Origin of the sequence: Selenomonas sp. oral taxon 478 (assembly GCF_001189555.1) — a bacterium.
GTDB classification, from domain to species: Bacteria; Bacillota; Negativicutes; order Selenomonadales; family Selenomonadaceae; genus Centipeda; species Centipeda felix.
In genome coordinates this window covers 86,967-101,071 of sequence record NZ_CP012071.1, presented here as the reverse complement: position 1 = coordinate 101,071, position 14,105 = coordinate 86,967, and the positions used below count along the sequence as shown (strand labels likewise).

The 14,105-nt window shown below is 59.5% G+C and carries 17 protein-coding genes and 2 CRISPR repeat arrays (1 of these 19 only partly in view); of the genes, 16 read left to right on the top strand and 1 reads right to left on the bottom strand.

Translation table 11 applies throughout. The features are described from left to right. A CRISPR array of direct repeats spans positions 1-176; the repeat unit is 37 nt; unit sequence GCTGCACCACCCACAAAGCCGCGTGCGGCATTGAAAC (it extends 796 nt beyond the left edge of the window). A 321-nt stretch (positions 177-497) separates the two neighbouring features. Beyond that, a CRISPR array of direct repeats spans positions 498-825; the repeat unit is 37 nt; unit sequence GCTGCACCACCCACAAAGCCGCGTGCGGCATTGAAAC. A gap of 503 nt (positions 826-1,328) precedes the next feature. From rsmD to rnc, 15 genes are all read left to right on the top strand, one after another. Beyond that, entirely contained in the window at positions 1,329-1,883 is a 555-nt protein-coding gene (gene rsmD, locus ADJ74_RS00535) for a 16S rRNA (guanine(966)-N(2))-methyltransferase RsmD (protein ID WP_050341056.1), read from the top strand. Further along, positions 1,880-2,371: a pantetheine-phosphate adenylyltransferase gene (coaD, locus tag ADJ74_RS00530; RefSeq protein WP_050341054.1), complete on the top strand. Its 492-nt coding sequence runs from the start codon at positions 1,880-1,882 to the stop codon at positions 2,369-2,371. The genes rsmD and coaD overlap by 4 nt, the downstream gene beginning before the upstream one ends. A 36-nt stretch (positions 2,372-2,407) precedes the next feature. Further along, complete coding sequence (locus ADJ74_RS00525; protein ID WP_050341052.1) at positions 2,408-2,947, top strand: hypothetical protein; 540 nt, start codon at positions 2,408-2,410, stop codon at positions 2,945-2,947. Positions 2,948-3,011: 64 nt separating this feature from the next. Continuing rightward, on the top strand, positions 3,012-3,512 hold the full coding sequence (locus tag ADJ74_RS00520) for a DUF177 domain-containing protein (RefSeq protein ID WP_050341051.1): 501 nt from the start codon (positions 3,012-3,014) through the stop codon (positions 3,510-3,512). A 15-nt stretch (positions 3,513-3,527) separates the two neighbouring features. Beyond that, a complete protein-coding gene (gene rpmF, locus ADJ74_RS10680) occupies positions 3,528-3,707 on the top strand; it encodes a 50S ribosomal protein L32 (protein WP_006306287.1) in 180 nt (59 codons plus the stop codon). Positions 3,708-3,862: 155 nt separating this feature from the next. Next, positions 3,863-4,417, top strand: coding sequence for a transcription factor FapR (gene fapR, locus ADJ74_RS00515; RefSeq protein WP_050341049.1), 555 nt, complete (start codon positions 3,863-3,865; stop codon positions 4,415-4,417). Positions 4,418-4,444: 27 nt separating this feature from the next. Next, positions 4,445-5,461 (top strand): phosphate acyltransferase PlsX, encoded by a 1,017-nt coding sequence (gene plsX, locus ADJ74_RS00510; RefSeq protein ID WP_009442438.1) that lies wholly within the window; start codon positions 4,445-4,447, stop codon positions 5,459-5,461. Then, entirely contained in the window at positions 5,454-6,458 is a 1,005-nt protein-coding gene (locus ADJ74_RS00505) for a beta-ketoacyl-ACP synthase III (RefSeq protein ID WP_050341046.1), read from the top strand. Before plsX ends, ADJ74_RS00505 begins: the two co-directional genes overlap by 8 nt. Continuing rightward, the gene (gene fabK / locus ADJ74_RS00500; protein WP_009442436.1) at positions 6,458-7,405 is read left to right on the top strand and encodes an enoyl-[acyl-carrier-protein] reductase FabK; all 948 of its coding nucleotides are present in this window, start codon (positions 6,458-6,460) and stop codon (positions 7,403-7,405) included. The genes ADJ74_RS00505 and fabK overlap by 1 nt, the downstream gene beginning before the upstream one ends. Positions 7,406-7,416: 11 nt before the next feature. Then, positions 7,417-8,352 (top strand): ACP S-malonyltransferase, encoded by a 936-nt coding sequence (gene fabD, locus ADJ74_RS00495; protein WP_050341044.1) that lies wholly within the window; start codon positions 7,417-7,419, stop codon positions 8,350-8,352. Positions 8,353-8,389: 37 nt separating this feature from the next. Beyond that, entirely contained in the window at positions 8,390-9,133 is a 744-nt protein-coding gene (gene fabG / locus ADJ74_RS00490) for a 3-oxoacyl-[acyl-carrier-protein] reductase (protein WP_009442434.1), read from the top strand. A gap of 34 nt (positions 9,134-9,167) precedes the next feature. Continuing rightward, entirely contained in the window at positions 9,168-9,398 is a 231-nt protein-coding gene (locus tag ADJ74_RS00485) for an acyl carrier protein (protein WP_009442433.1), read from the top strand. Positions 9,399-9,650: 252 nt separating this feature from the next. Continuing rightward, positions 9,651-10,598: a nitronate monooxygenase family protein gene (locus ADJ74_RS00480; RefSeq protein ID WP_050341042.1), complete on the top strand. Its 948-nt coding sequence runs from the start codon at positions 9,651-9,653 to the stop codon at positions 10,596-10,598. Between the two features lie 19 nt (positions 10,599-10,617). After that, complete coding sequence (gene fabF, locus ADJ74_RS00475; protein ID WP_050341040.1) at positions 10,618-11,868, top strand: beta-ketoacyl-ACP synthase II; 1,251 nt, start codon at positions 10,618-10,620, stop codon at positions 11,866-11,868. Then, positions 11,865-12,581: a ribonuclease III gene (rnc, locus tag ADJ74_RS00470; protein WP_050341038.1), complete on the top strand. Its 717-nt coding sequence runs from the start codon at positions 11,865-11,867 to the stop codon at positions 12,579-12,581. Before fabF ends, rnc begins: the two co-directional genes overlap by 4 nt. A 20-nt stretch (positions 12,582-12,601) precedes the next feature. Here the strand turns inward: rnc and ADJ74_RS11400 are convergent, their stop codons facing one another. After that, a complete protein-coding gene (locus ADJ74_RS11400) occupies positions 12,602-12,733 on the bottom strand; it encodes a secretion protein HlyD (protein WP_071844268.1) in 132 nt (43 codons plus the stop codon). Positions 12,734-12,917: 184 nt separating this feature from the next. Here ADJ74_RS11400 and ADJ74_RS00465 point away from each other — a divergent pair, with 184 nt between their 5' ends. After that, positions 12,918-14,099, top strand: coding sequence for an efflux RND transporter periplasmic adaptor subunit (locus tag ADJ74_RS00465; protein ID WP_371257539.1), 1,182 nt, complete (start codon positions 12,918-12,920; stop codon positions 14,097-14,099). Positions 14,100-14,105 lie beyond the last annotated feature (6 nt).

Genomic DNA, 14,105 nt, shown 5'->3' with positions numbered 1-14,105 from the left:
CACCCACAAAGCCGCGTGCGGCATTGAAACTCGAAGTTGCGGGCACGAACTTCGCCCAACAGTGCGGCTGCACCACCCACAAAGCCGCGTGCGGCATTGAAACCAGGAAGAATACACCCGAATGGGTTTGAAAACTTTGGTTGCACCACCCACAAAGCCGCGTGCGGCATGAGCGCCCCTATCGGCTCGCTGCGCTCGCCACTTACTGACCTGTCCGAGAAGCAAGCCCATAGGGCACAGCTGAACGGGAAACAGGTCGTATGGGAAAACGTCCCAAGAACACGAGTAAAACGAAGTGTGATTGGCAGACGTTGACCGCTCCCCCGCATCGGCGGGGGAAGCTAATATTGCGTGATTCTGCGAGAAAACGGAGCCTAACCAAGCCTCCCCTGCGTGAGCGGGGGAGGGGGACCGTGAAGCGGTGGTGGGGGCGAAAGGGAATAGCCGCGTGCGGCATTGAAACCTCCTCGTGCCATTTCGGCAACTCTTGATACGTTGCTGCACCACCCACAAAGCCGCGTGGTGCGGCATTGAAACATTCTCTACGCCGAAAAGACCGAGAGCGAGATTATAGTTGCACCACCCACAAAGCCGCGTGCGGCATTGAAACATGAGGTTGCGAACAACCCTGCGGAACTGCCGGCGGCTGCACCACCCACAAAGCCGCGTGCGGCATTGAAACCATCGCTTTCTCCACATCTTTACGAGTGAAAAAAGCTGCACCACCCACAAAGCCGCGTGCGGCATTGAAACGGTCTTCTGTTTTTCTTTTTCATGGAGAAAACCTCGCTGCACCACCCACAAAGCCGCGTGCGGCATGAGCGCCCCTATCGGCTCGCTGCGCTCGCCACTTACTGACCTGTCTGAGAAGCAAGCCCATAGGGCACAGCTGAACGGGAAACAGGTCGTATGGGAAAACGTCCCAAGAACACGAGTAAAACGAAGTGTGATTGGCAGACGTTGACCGCTCCCCCGCATCGGCGGGGGAAGCTGATATTGCGTGATTCTGCGAGAAAACGGCGCGTAACCAAGCCTCCCCTGCGCGAGCGGGGGAGGGGGACCGCGAAGCGGTGGTGGGGGCGAAAGGGAATAGCCGCGTACAGCGTCCTATGTGGAGGCGTTTGCCCAGAAGCTTCAACAAGATCTGTGAGATGTCGTTGTCAATATCGCCGGAATGAGCTGCATCGTTCCGGCTTTTTGCTGCGCGAATTTCTTCTCCTCAGAGCGGCAGCCGCTTTTTTCGTTTCGTGTGATACGGGAAGCAGGTTGAAATGCGAATGCGAATTGTGGTAAAATAGGAAAGTCTAATGACTGGCAGGAGGAATGCGATGCGGATCATCACGGGGAGCGCACGCGGTACGCGCCTGAAATCTCCTGCGGGGGATGGGACGCGCCCGACCGCCGACCGCACGCGTGAGGCACTTTTCAGTATGCTCGGCAGCCGCGTGATCGATGCGCGCGTGCTCGATCTCTTTGCGGGGACGGGGGCGCTCGCGCTGGAGGCACTCTCGCGCGGAGCGGCGTCCGCCGTGCTCGTCGACCGCACGACGCATGCCATTCTCGCGGAGAATGCGGCACGCACGAAGCTCGCGGAGCGCGCGGAGATCCGCCGCGGCGATGTCTATGCCGCCGCCGCAGAGCTCGCGCGCGAGGGGCGTACCTTCGACCTCATCTTTGCCGATCCGCCCTATGCGCACGGGGACAATGCCCGCGTGTTGGAGGCGGCGGCACGCGGCGCGCTCCTCGCGGCGGGCGGTCTCCTCGTCCTCGAACAGGGGGCGGGAGAGGAGATCGTTCCGCAGGCGGGGGCACTCCGCATGATGCGCGAGCGGCGCTACGGTGCGGCGCGGATCTGTTTTTATGCAGAGGAGGAGCAGGGATGAGACGGGCGGTTTTTGCCGGGAGTTTCGATCCCGTAACGACGGGGCACATTGATATTGTGGAGCGTGCAGCGTCCATGTTCGATGAGCTCATTGTCTGCATTTTCCACAATGTCGCCAAGGAGGGATGTTTCCCTCTGGAGCAGCGCGTCGAGTTTCTCCGCACGGCGACGGCGCATGTGCCGAATGTGCGCGTGGATGTGTCCTCCGGCCTGCTGACCGACTATATGAGGCGGGAGGGGGCACACGTCGTGGTGCGCGGCCTGCGCTCGGTGAAGGACTTTGAGTATGAGGAGAATCATGCGGCGATGGTGCGCCACCTCATGCCCGAGAGCGATACGATTTTTTTGCTCACGCGCCCGGATCTGACGTTCATCAGTTCCTCGGGGGTGCGCGAGCTGATCCGCTTCCGTGGGCCGGTGCAGGGGATTGTCCCGCCGCCTGTGGAGCAGGCGATTCTGAAACTGTATGAAAAACCCCGACGGGGATAACGTGCCGTATGGCGCGCAGGAAAAGGAGCTAGATTTATGGCAGTAACGGATACGCTGAAGAAACTGGAAGACCTCGTTGCGGATGCCTCGCATCTTCCCTTTAGCGATAAGGCACTGGTGAATGATGATGAGATTGTGCATCTCGTGGAGGAGCTGCGCATGGATCTCCCCAAGGAGTTGAACCGTGCGGCGGAGATCATGCAGGAGCAGGAGGGGATCATCGCCCGCGCCAATGAGCAGGCGAAGAATATCGTCAGTGCAGCTGAGGCGCGCGCCAATCAGCTCCTCGAGGAGAGCGAGATCGTCATCCAGGCGAAGGAGCGTGCGCGGGCGATCATGCAGCAGTCGCAGGATCAGGCGCGCACGCTGATGGAGCAGTCGCAGGCGAATGCCACGCGTCTGCAGAGCGACGCGGATGCCTACGCAAATCAGGTGTTTGAGCAGCTGATCGCCCACGTCGGCAGTACGTTCAAGGGCGTCCAGCAGGCGGAGGCCGGACTGAATCAGGCGCTCAATGTCCTGCGCACGGCCAAGGCACAGATGAATGCGCCGCAGGGCGACGGACAGGAACTCTGAGCAGCATGAAAACCAGCCTTGACAATGGGGAAAACCACCGCTATAATGTGAAAGGTCATGCGTCATGATGAAGCTGGATGTCGCCGCTTTGGCATCTGCTCCGGGGGAAAGCCGTGAATTCACATTTTCGGTGACGCCGGAATCTCTGGATCTCGGGGACAGCACCGTTGCCTATCGTGGGGCGGTGCATGTTGAAGGAACGGTGATGGATACCGGAACGTCCTTCCGTATTGTGGGGACGGTGCGGGCTGTCCGTGCGTTTGTCTGTGACCGCTGTCTTGCCGAAAGCGAGCGGGAAAATACGTATGATTTTTCTGAGGACTATGCGAAGACTCCGGGAGAAGCGGATGAGACGGAGGGCTACGATGGTGAGACCATCGTGCTTGACCCGCTCGTGCGCGATACCCTCCTTGTGGCTGAGCCGCTGCGTGAGCTGTGTAAGTCTGACTGTAAGGGGCTCTGTCCGGTTTGCGGACAGAACCTGAATGAGGGGACATGTACGTGCAATACGTTCGTCCCCGATCCCCGACTGGCGGCTTTAGAGAGCCTGCTCAAGAACGATTAAGGAGGTGTATCCAAAGTGGCAGTACCAAAGAGAAAGACCTCGAAGGCACGTCGCGACCGTCGCCGTGCCAACTGGAAGCTCGAAGCACCGCACTATGTATCGTGCCCGCAGTGTCATGAGCCGAAGCTCCCGCATCACGTGTGCATGGAGTGCGGTTACTATGACGGAAAACCTGTGGCCGAGGCGGCTGAATGAGGATGAAGCGAACAGCTGCAAGAAGTCGAAAGGCTTTTTGCAGCTGTTTTTTTGCGATTTTCTCTTGCTTTTCTTTTTAGTACCTAGTATAATGCTTTCATACTGATAGCAGTAGGTGCTAAAGTGATAGTGAAGCGAGAGGAGGGAACGGCGCGATGACGGAGAAGAAACGACGGCGTCAGGAGTCGTTGGTGCTTGCCGTGCGCAAGGAGCCGTTCCTGACCGATGAGGCACTGGCGCGGCGGCTCTCTGTGAGCGTGCAGACGGTACGGCTCGACCGCACAGAGCTGGGGATCCCAGAGCTGCGTGCCCGTGTGCGGACGCTCGCCGAGAATGCGCGTGAGAAGGTGCGCGCCATCCCGCATGCGGAGGTGGTCGGCGATCTGCTGTCCCTTGAGCTGGGCGTGCGTGGGACGTCGGCGCTGAAGGTGACGGACGATCACCTCTTTGCCGACTCGGAGATCGCACGCGGGACGGCGCTCTTTTCACAGGCAAACTCACTGGCACTTGCGATTGTCGATGCGCCGCTCGTGGTCACGGGGGTCGCGAACGTCAAGTATAAAACCCCTATCTACAAGGGGGATACGGTCATCGCACAGGCGGAGATCGTGAAGATACGCGGCAATAAAATTTTTGTCTGGGTCAAGACCTACCGTGATGGGCGGGAGGTCTTCCGCGCCAAATTTATCGTGGTTTCACTCGGAAAATGAGGACGACAGGGGAGAAGGGAGTGCAGGATGCGTATAGCAGTTGATGCGATGGGCGGCGATTTTGCGCCGAAGGAGATTGTCCGTGGGGCGATTGATGCGGCGAAGAAATACGACTGCGAGATCGTACTGGTCGGCGATGAGGCAAAGATTCGCGCGGAGCTGGGCGGAGCGGATACGGATGCCCTGCATATCTCCATCGTCCATGCGGCGGATGTGATCGGCATGGACGAGGCTCCGGCGGAGGCAGTGCGCTCCAAGAAGGACGCCTCGATTGTCGTCGCTACGTGCATGGTGAAGGATGGAGAGTGCGACGCCGTGTTTTCCGCGGGCTCGACGGGTGCTGCGGTCACGGCGGCACAGCTCATCCTCCATCGCATCCGTGGGGTCAGCCGCCCCACGATCGCAACACCGATGCCGACCCCGGACGGTGTGACGCTAATGCTGGACTCGGGCGCCAACGTAGACTCGAAGCCCGAGCATCTGGTGCAGAGCGCGGTGATGGGCTCGCTCTACGCCCAGTATGTCTTCGGCGTCGAGCGTCCGCGCGTCGGCCTGCTCAACATCGGCGAGGAGGAGACGAAGGGGAATGAACAGGCAAAGGAGACGTACCCGCTCCTGAAGACCGATCCGAATATATACTTTTGCGGGAATGCTGAGGGGCGCGATGTACCCAAGGGGAATTTCGATGTGGTCGTCTGTGACGGCTTTGTCGGAAATGTCGTGCTGAAGTTCGCCGAGGGGCTTGCCAAGACGATTCTGGGACTGATCCGCGAGGAGATTCGCGGGGCAGGCCTGATGGCAAAACTCGGCGCGCTGCTCCTCATGCCGACCCTGCGGCATCTGGGCAAGCGCCTCGATGTCCGTGAGTACGGCGGCGCGCCGCTCCTCGGCGTGAACGGCTGCTGTGTGATCGGGCATGGCTCTTCGGACGCAAAGTCCATCGCGAGTGCGATCGGTGTGACCGTCAGCTATGTCAACGGCAAGGTGCTCGATCAGATTCGCGATGCACTCGCAAAGGATGAGGAGGAAACAGGCCGTGTCTAAGATTAGTGCAGGCATCCTCGGAACGGGGTACTATGTCCCTGAACGGGTGCTGACGAACTTTGATCTGGAGAAGATGGTGCAGACGAACGATGCTTGGATCGTTGAGCGGACGGGCATTCACGAGCGACGTATTGCTGCACCGGATGAGCCTGTCTCGGCGCTGGCACAGCGCGCTGCCGAGATGGCGCTTGCCGATGCCGGTGTTGCGGCAGAGGATCTCGATCTCATCATCATGGCGACGCTCACCTCCGACCGCATCATTCCCGCGACGGCGTGCGTTTTGCAGGATCGCCTCGGCGCGAAGCACGCGGCAGCGTTTGATCTCTCGGCGGCGTGCTCCGGATTCGTCTATGCTGCGTCGATCGCGGCGCAATTCATCGAGAGCGGCGTCTATCGCCACGTCCTCGTGATCGGCGGCGAGACCCTCTCGAAGGTCATTGACTGGACGGATCGCAACACCTGTATCCTCTTTGGTGATGGAGCGGGGGCGGCGGTCTTCGGGGCGGTCGAGGACGGCTACGGCATGCGCGCGTTCGATCTCGGCAGCGACGGCTCGGGGGCAGATGCCCTCGATATCCCGTCGAGCGGCAGCCTTTGTCCCGTTACGCCGGAGACGATTGAGCAGCGGCTCAACTTCGTTCACATGGACGGCAAGGCGGTGTTCCGCTTTGCCACCAAGGTCATGGGAAAGACCGTTGAGACATCCCTCCATCGTGCAGGGATGGAGCGGGAGGAGCTGGACTATCTCGTTCCGCATCAGGCGAATATCCGTATTATCCAGGCGGCAGCCAAGCGATTGGCGATGCCGATGGAAAAAGTTATTATAAATATTCATCATTACGGCAATATGTCTGCCGCGTCCATCCCTGTCGCCCTCGCGGAGGCGGCGCACGCACATCGGTTCAAAAAGGGAGACAATATCGCCCTCGCGGGGTTCGGTGCGGGACTCACATGGGCATCGTGTATTATGAAGTGGGCGAAGGAGGAGAACGGTTAATGTTTGAACATAATCCGATCTGTCAGATGCTTGGCATCAAGTATCCTATTTTTCAGGGAGGCATGGCGTGGATCGGCACAGCGGAGCTTGCCTCCGCCGTCTCCAATGCCGGCGGGCTAGGACTCATCGGCGCAGGTCACATGCCGCCCGACGCACTCCGCGCCGAGATTCAGAAGGTCAAGGGATGGACGGATAAGCCCTTCGGTGTCAATGTGATGCTCATGAGTCCGTTTGTCAAAGAGGTCATGCAGGTCGTCCTCGAGGAACGCGTGCCGGTCATCACGACGGGCGCGGGCAATCCCGGCGAATACGTTCCCGCACTCAAGGAAATCGGCTCGAAGGTCATTCCTGTTGTCGCCTCTGTGGCACTTGCACGCCGCCTAGAGCGTACGGGGGTCGATGCTGTGATCGCTGAGGGCACGGAGTCCGGCGGTCACATCGGCGAGATCACGACGATGGCACTCCTGCCGCAGGTGGTGGATGCGCTCCACGTTCCCGTCATCGGCGCGGGCGGCATCGGTGATGCACGCGGTATGGCGGCGGCGTTTGCCCTTGGCGCACAGGCGATCCAGATGGGGTCGCGCTTCGTCTTGAGCACGGAGTGTATTGCGCATCCGAACTACAAGAATGCCGTTCTGAAGGCAAAGGATCGCTCGACGGTCGTCACGGGACGCTCGCTCGGGCATCCTGCGCGCGTCCTCCACAATAAGCTCTCGCGCAAGTACGAGGAGATGGAGGCGGCGGGGGCGTCGCACGAGGAGCTCGAGCAGCTCGGTGTCGGCAGTCTGCACCGCGCCACCCATGAGGGCGATGTCGAGAACGGCTCGGTCATGATCGGTGAGATCTCGGGCATGCTCTCGGACATCAAGCCGGTCAAGGAGATCATCGAGGATATTGTGCGGGATCTGCCGGGCGCGATGGATGCCGCACGCAAGGTCTGTGACTAAGGAGTACCAGAATGGGAAAACTTGCATTTTTGTTCCCGGGACAGGGGGCACAGGTCGTCGGCATGGGCAGAGACTTCTATGATGCCTATGACCTCGCAAAGGAGCGTTTTGCCGAGGCGGATGAGGCACTCGGCTACTCCATCAGCAAGCTCTGCTTTGAGGGCCCTGCGGATCAGCTCCAGCTGACCGAGAATACCCAGCCGGCCATCCTCACCGTCTCCGTGATTGCGGCGCAGCTGCTGCAGGAACGCGGCGTTTCCCCGGCGATCGCGGGCGGACATAGCCTCGGTGAGTATGCAGCGCTCGTTCTCGCGGGTGCGCTCTCCTTCCGTGACGCCGTCGTGCTCGTGCACAAGCGCGGTGCCTATATGCAGGAGGCTGTGCCCGTGGGCGAGGGCGCGATGGCGGCGATCATCGGTCTGGACGACGCGACGATCATCGACGCCTGTGCCGCAGCAAGTGCACAGGGAGCGGTACAGGCCGTCAACTTCAACTGCCCCGGGCAGACGGTCATCGCCGGTGCCGAAAAGGGCGTCTCTGCTGCGGTCGAACTGCTCAAGGAGAAGGGCGCAAAGAAGGCGGTCATTCTCCCCGTCTCCGCACCGTTCCATTCGACGCTCATGGCACCGGCGGCAAAGAAGCTCGCCGCAGAGCTCGACAAGGTGGCGCTCCATGACGCAGCGTTCCCCGTCGTCTCGAACTATACGGGCGGACTGCAGCAGACGGCAGCGGAGATCAAGGAGAACCTCGTCGCGCAGGCGGATCATCCCGTGCGCTGGATCGCATGTGTTGCGACGATGCGTGACTTCGGTGCGGATACGTACATCGAGTGCGGACCGGGCAAGACGCTCGCAGGCTTCAACAAGCGCATCGACAAGACGCTGACGAGCATGAACGTCGAGGACGAAGCATCTCTGCAAAAAACACTTGACACACTTAACAAGTAATGATTAAATAAATTCGTTATGATGAAGGAGGGCTTTCATGCTTCTTGATGGGGAAATTGCTCTTGTTACGGGCGGATCCCGCGGGATTGGACGTGCGATTGCACTACGTCTTGCCGAAGAGGGGGCGAAAGTCGCGATCAACTATGCCGGCAATCAGACGGCTGCCGAGGAGGTCAAGGCGATCATCGAGCAGCACGGCGGTACGGCGATGATCGTTCAGACCGATGTCTCCGACAGTGCGGCGGCGGCCGAGATGGTCGCACGCGTGCATGAGGAGCTCGGCGGGCTGGATATTCTCGTCAACAACGCGGGCATCACGCGCGATACGCTCCTTGTCCGTATGAAGGATGAGGATTTCGATGCCGTCATCAATACGAATCTCAAGGGAATTTACGCCTGCACGAAGGCCGCTGCCAAGTTCATGACGAAGCAGCGCAGCGGACGTATTGTGAATCTCTCCTCCGTTGTCGGTGAGATCGGAAATATTGGACAGACGAACTACGCTGCTGCAAAGGCGGGCGTGATCGGCTTTTCCAAGGCGGCGGCAAAGGAGCTCGCCGCGCGGCATGTGACGGTCAACGTCGTTGCGCCCGGCTTCATCGACACCGATATGACGGCTGTCCTGAAGGACAGCATCCGCGAGAAGCTCATCGAGGGCATCCCCCTCGGAGCACTCGGCAAACCGGAGCATGTTGCCGATGCCGTTCTCTTCCTCGTAAGCGATGCGGCATCGTATATTACCGGCCAGGTACTCAACGTAGACGGCGGCATGGTGATGTAGCATATAACATCTTATTTAAAGGAGGTGAGAACACATGGCAACGTTTGACAAGGTTCGCGACATTGTCGTTGAGCAGCTTGGCTCGGAGGCTGATGAGGTCACCTTGGAGTCGACGTTTATTGACGATCTTGGTGCTGATTCCCTCGACATCGTTGAGCTCATCATGGCATTTGAGGAAGAGTTTAACGTCGAGATCCCTGATGAGGCTGCTGAGAAGATCAAGACGGTTCAGGATGTCGTCAATTACATCGACCAGCACAAGTAATGGACTGCGGCCGCGCTGCGGCACTGCACCATATCGGTCTTTTTGGGAAATCCCGTGACAGCTGAGGCGCACGGGATTTTTCTCAAAAGGCGGAATTAATTATGTATAAAACCAGGGCTTCTGTGTGCCCTGCATGAATAGATCCGCCTTCCATCCGGCGGTACCAATGAACAGCAATGGGTGGAGGGGGAGCCGAAACTTCTACGGAGAGACCTGCCGGAGGCAGTGCACTTTCCCGATTGGAGGGCTTATATGAGACTACCCGAGGTGAGGATCGGCAAGAAGGTTGCCACGATCCCCATCATTCAGGGCGGCATGGCGATTCGCATCACGACAGCGCGTCTCGCTGCTGCCGCTGCAAACGAGGGAGGGATCGGGCTCATCGCAGCATCCGGCATGAAGCCGAAGGAGCTGCGCTATGAGATCCGGCTCGCACGCTCACTTTCTCCCCATGGGATCATCGGCATCAACGAGATGGTCGCGGCAAAAGACTTTGCTGATGCCGTTAAAATTGCCATCGACGAGGGCATTGATCTCGTCGTCGCAGGCGCTGGATTCTCCCGTGATATGTTCCAGTATGGCAAGGAATCGGGGACGCCGATCGTGCCGATTGTCTCCTCGGCCAAACTGGCGAAGATATCCGAAAAACTCGGTGCGGCTGCCGTCGTGGTCGAGGGCAAGGAGGCAGGCGGGCATCTCGGTACGGATCAGTCGGTGCGCAGCATCATCTCCGATGTCCGCGCCGCTGTGAAGATCCCCGTGTTCGCTGCCGGCGGCATTCTGACGGGACAGGATATTGCCGATCTGCACAAGATGGGTGCGGACGGCGTGCAGCTCGGCTCGCGCTTTGCTGCGAGCATTGAGTCCAATGCGGCACCGTCGCTGAAAGAGTACTATCTGAAGACGAAGCAGGAGGACGTGGTCATCATCCACAGTCCCGTGGGGCTTCCCGGGCGTGCTGTGCGCACTCCGTTCTCCGCGCGGATCATGAAAGGACCCGTCCCGCCGAAGGTCTGTGACCACTGCCTCAAGCAGTGCGATCACCACTTCTGCATCATCCGTGCGCTCTCGCGTGCACAGCAGGGCGACGTGGAGACGGGACTTGTCTTTACCGGCGAGTTTATGCCGCGTATTGATCGGATTATGAGTGTTCATGAGATATTTGAGGAGTTGAAACAGCAGCTCGCAGCAGCGAATTAGCGGAAAGGAGTCGGTTGGTTTGAAACAGAGGATAGTCGTTACGGGGGTCGGCCCGATCACACCGATCGGCATCGGCAAGGAGGCGTTCTGGGATGCGCTTCTCGCAGGAAAGAACGGCATCGACCGCATCACCCGCTTCGACGCGACACGCTACGCCGCGCAGATTGCCGGCGAGGTCAAGGATTTTTCCATTGACGGTTACATCGACAAGAAGGAAGCCAAGCGCATGGATCGCTATGCGCAGTTTGCCGTCGTCTCGGCGGGCATGGCATTGAAGGATGCGGGGCTCGATCTCGATAAGGAGAACCGTGACCGCATCGGCGCCTATGTCGGCGCGGGCATCGGCGGCATCGAGACGATGCACAGCACCTATGAGCGTCTCTTTGAAAAGGGCCCCGAGCGTGTCAGCCCCTTTTTCATCCCCATGATGATCGCCAACATGGCAGCGGGGCAGGTTGCGATCAACTACGGTCTGCACGGCCCCGTGTCCTGCATCGTGACGGCGTGCGCCACGGGCGCGAACTGTGTCGGTGACGCCTATCGCGTCATGCAGCGCGGCGAGGCGGATGTCATGATCGCGGGCGGCACGGAGGCGAGCATCTCCGAGGCGGCGAGTGCGGGCTTTGCGGCGATGAAGGCGCTCTGCACGGATCACAATGACGATCCTGCGCACGCTTCGCGTCCCTTTGACAAGAACCGCTCGGGGTTCGTCATGGGCGAGGGCGCAGGGCTGGTCGTGCTCGAGACGCTCGAACACGCCGAGGCGCGCGGTGCGCATATCTACGCAGAGCTTGTCGGCTACGGCTCGAACTCGGACGGCTATCATATCACGAGCCCGGCGCCGCACGGCGAGTATCAGGCAAAGTGCATGCAGCTGGCACTCGATGATGCAGGGCTGCGTCCCGAGGACATCGACTATGTCAATGCACATGGCACGTCCACGCACATGAACGATCTCTGTGAGACCGAGGCGATCAAGACGGTCTGGGGTGCGGCGGCGAAGGATGTCGCCGTCTCCTCGATCAAGTCCATGACGGGACATCTTCTCGGAGCGGCAGGCAGTGTGGAGCTGATCGCGAGCGCTCTTGCGGTGGAGAACGATATGCTCCCGCCGACGATCAACTACGAGACGCCGGATGAGGGGCTGGATCTGGACTATGTGCCGAACAAAGCACGCGCTAAGACAGTGCGTGCGGCGATTTCCAACTCGTTCGGCTTCGGCGGACACAACGCCTGTCTCGTCGTTAAGAAATACGCGAAAGAATCATGACATATCCGATAACGGAAAAAAGGCGCGCGGAACTCGTGCGCCTTTCTGCGTCCCTCGGCGTAGATTTTGCCAATCTCTCCACCCTCGACGAGGCGCTGACCCATCCCTCCTATGCCAACGAGGCACGGGGACACGCAGCACATAACGAGCGGCTGGAGTTTCTGGGCGATGCCGTTCTCGAGCTCGCGATCAGTACGTATCTCTACGACGCCTATCCGCACTGTGCGGAGGGGGAGCTGACGAAGATGCGCGCGAGTCTCGTGCAGAGCGAGACGCTCGCACGGCTGGCGCGCCGGCTGCATCTCGGAGCACATCTGCGCATGGGGCGCGGCGAGATGCTCGGCGGCGGAGCAGAGCGGCAGAACAACCTTGAGAACGTCTTTGAGGCGGTGATCGGCGCGGTCTACCTTGACCGTGGCTGGGATGCCGCACGCGCCTATGTGCAGCGTCAGTTTGCCGACGAGCTGCCGCATCTGCGGCAGGAACACGTCGCACAGGATTACAAGACGATGCTGCAGGAATACGTGCAGGGACATGATCATGAGCCCATCGCCTATGAGCAGGTTGCTGAGAGCGGCCCCGATCACGACAAGCGTTTCACGATGCGCGTCCGCATCGGCACAGCACCGTTGGGTGAGGGGACAGGACGCAGCAAGAAAGAGGCAGAGCAGCACGCTGCGGCGGCAGCGCTGGAACGTTTGAGGAAACGGTAAAAATACGGTGAAAGCATGCATCAATCTTGAGGAAGCACTGATAAATTCGGCACTACCATCTTAACGCATCTTTTTCGCCCACTTTTCGTTAGCAAATCCTCCACATAGCCTTTGCTATGCGTCCGGTTTGCTGCCTCAATCGGACAAAAAATCTACGTCAATCTGGCAGACCTCATTTTATCAGCGATTCCTTGACTTTTGCCATGGATTTCGATAAGATAAACTTACTATGGCAGGGATTCCGACGATGGATACCTGCCCTTCTTCTATGAAGGACTGAAGCATTTTGTACCTCGTTGCGGGAAATGGGAAGAGGAGGTTATTCACTTGTTTGAGATGAGGAAAGGACTTGGCGTATTTGCCGCCGCTGCGCTGGCACTCAGCGTGGTGCTCACGGGCTGCGGCGGAGAAAAGCAGGGGGGCGCACGTCCCACTGCCGTCAAGGCGATGAATGTCCTGCGGCAGGACGCGCCGCTGACGCACGTCTATGCCGGACAGATCATAGGCACGGACGAGGTGAAGATCCAGTCGCGCGTCTCCGGCAACATCGTGGAGAAATACATCACCGGCGGCCAGCCTGTACGCGCGGGACAGCCACTCTACCGCATCGACGCGCGCCAGTATGAGAGCGCACTCCTGCAGGCAAAGGCGAACCTCGCACAGTCGGAGGCGACGCTCGCCAACGCGCGCATGGATCTCGACCGCTACCAGCAGCTCTACGCAAACGCGGCGATCTCAGAGCAGACCGTGAGCAACCAGCAGGCACAGGTGAATGCCTATGAGGCTGCAGTTGCGGCGCACCAGGCAATGGTGCAGCAGGCGCAGGAGAACCTCGACGATACGACGATCTACGCACCGATGTCGGGGCAGCTCTCCGTCGATGATGTTGCCGTCGGCACCTTTGTGTCGGCAGGTTCGACAACGTTGGTCTCCATGGGCACGTCGAACCCCATCTATGCGAAGTTTAGTCTCTCAGAGAACGAGTACCTGAATTTTGTCGAGCAGGCGGTACAGCAGGGCGGTATCGGCTCTGTCGTAGTGACGCTGACTCTCTCGAACGGCTCGAAGTATCCGATCACAGGGCATATCGTTACGTCTGATCGCGCACTGACGGCACAGACGGGCACGCTGACGGTCAAGGCACTCTTTGACAATCCGGATGGACTCCTCCTGCCGGGGATGTTCGCGCGCGTCACGCTGATCGGCGATACGATTCCGAATGCACTTCTCGTTCCCGAGCGTGCCGTGCAGCAGCTTCTCGGCAAATCCTTCGTTATGGTTGTCGGCGCAAACAACAAGGCAGAAGCTCGCACGATCACCCTCGGGGATAAGATCGGCAGCTACTATGTCGTGAAGGACGGTCTGGATGCCTCGGACACGGTCGTTGTCGAAGGGCTCACGACACTCCAGGAGGGCGGCGATCTCGCGGTGACGATGGTGACGCCGGACGATATGGGATTCACGCTTGAGGGAGATTCCTCTGACTTTAATGCGAGCGCACCGACGCCCGCGCAGTAAGGAGGA

Coding starts and splice junctions, on each gene's coding strand:
- rsmD (WP_050341056.1), top strand. CDS start 1,329: ATGCGGATCATCACGGGGAGCGCACGCGGTACGCGCCTGAAATCTCCT.
- coaD (WP_050341054.1), top strand. CDS start 1,880: ATGAGACGGGCGGTTTTTGCCGGGAGTTTCGATCCCGTAACGACGGGG.
- ADJ74_RS00525 (WP_050341052.1), top strand. CDS start 2,408: ATGGCAGTAACGGATACGCTGAAGAAACTGGAAGACCTCGTTGCGGAT.
- ADJ74_RS00520 (WP_050341051.1), top strand. CDS start 3,012: ATGATGAAGCTGGATGTCGCCGCTTTGGCATCTGCTCCGGGGGAAAGC.
- fapR (WP_050341049.1), top strand. CDS start 3,863: ATGACGGAGAAGAAACGACGGCGTCAGGAGTCGTTGGTGCTTGCCGTG.
- plsX (WP_009442438.1), top strand. CDS start 4,445: ATGCGTATAGCAGTTGATGCGATGGGCGGCGATTTTGCGCCGAAGGAG.
- fabK (WP_009442436.1), top strand. CDS start 6,458: ATGTTTGAACATAATCCGATCTGTCAGATGCTTGGCATCAAGTATCCT.
- fabD (WP_050341044.1), top strand. CDS start 7,417: ATGGGAAAACTTGCATTTTTGTTCCCGGGACAGGGGGCACAGGTCGTC.
- fabG (WP_009442434.1), top strand. CDS start 8,390: ATGCTTCTTGATGGGGAAATTGCTCTTGTTACGGGCGGATCCCGCGGG.
- ADJ74_RS00485 (WP_009442433.1), top strand. CDS start 9,168: ATGGCAACGTTTGACAAGGTTCGCGACATTGTCGTTGAGCAGCTTGGC.
- ADJ74_RS00480 (WP_050341042.1), top strand. CDS start 9,651: ATGAGACTACCCGAGGTGAGGATCGGCAAGAAGGTTGCCACGATCCCC.
- rnc (WP_050341038.1), top strand. CDS start 11,865: ATGACATATCCGATAACGGAAAAAAGGCGCGCGGAACTCGTGCGCCTT.
- ADJ74_RS00465 (WP_371257539.1), top strand. CDS start 12,918: ATGAGGAAAGGACTTGGCGTATTTGCCGCCGCTGCGCTGGCACTCAGC.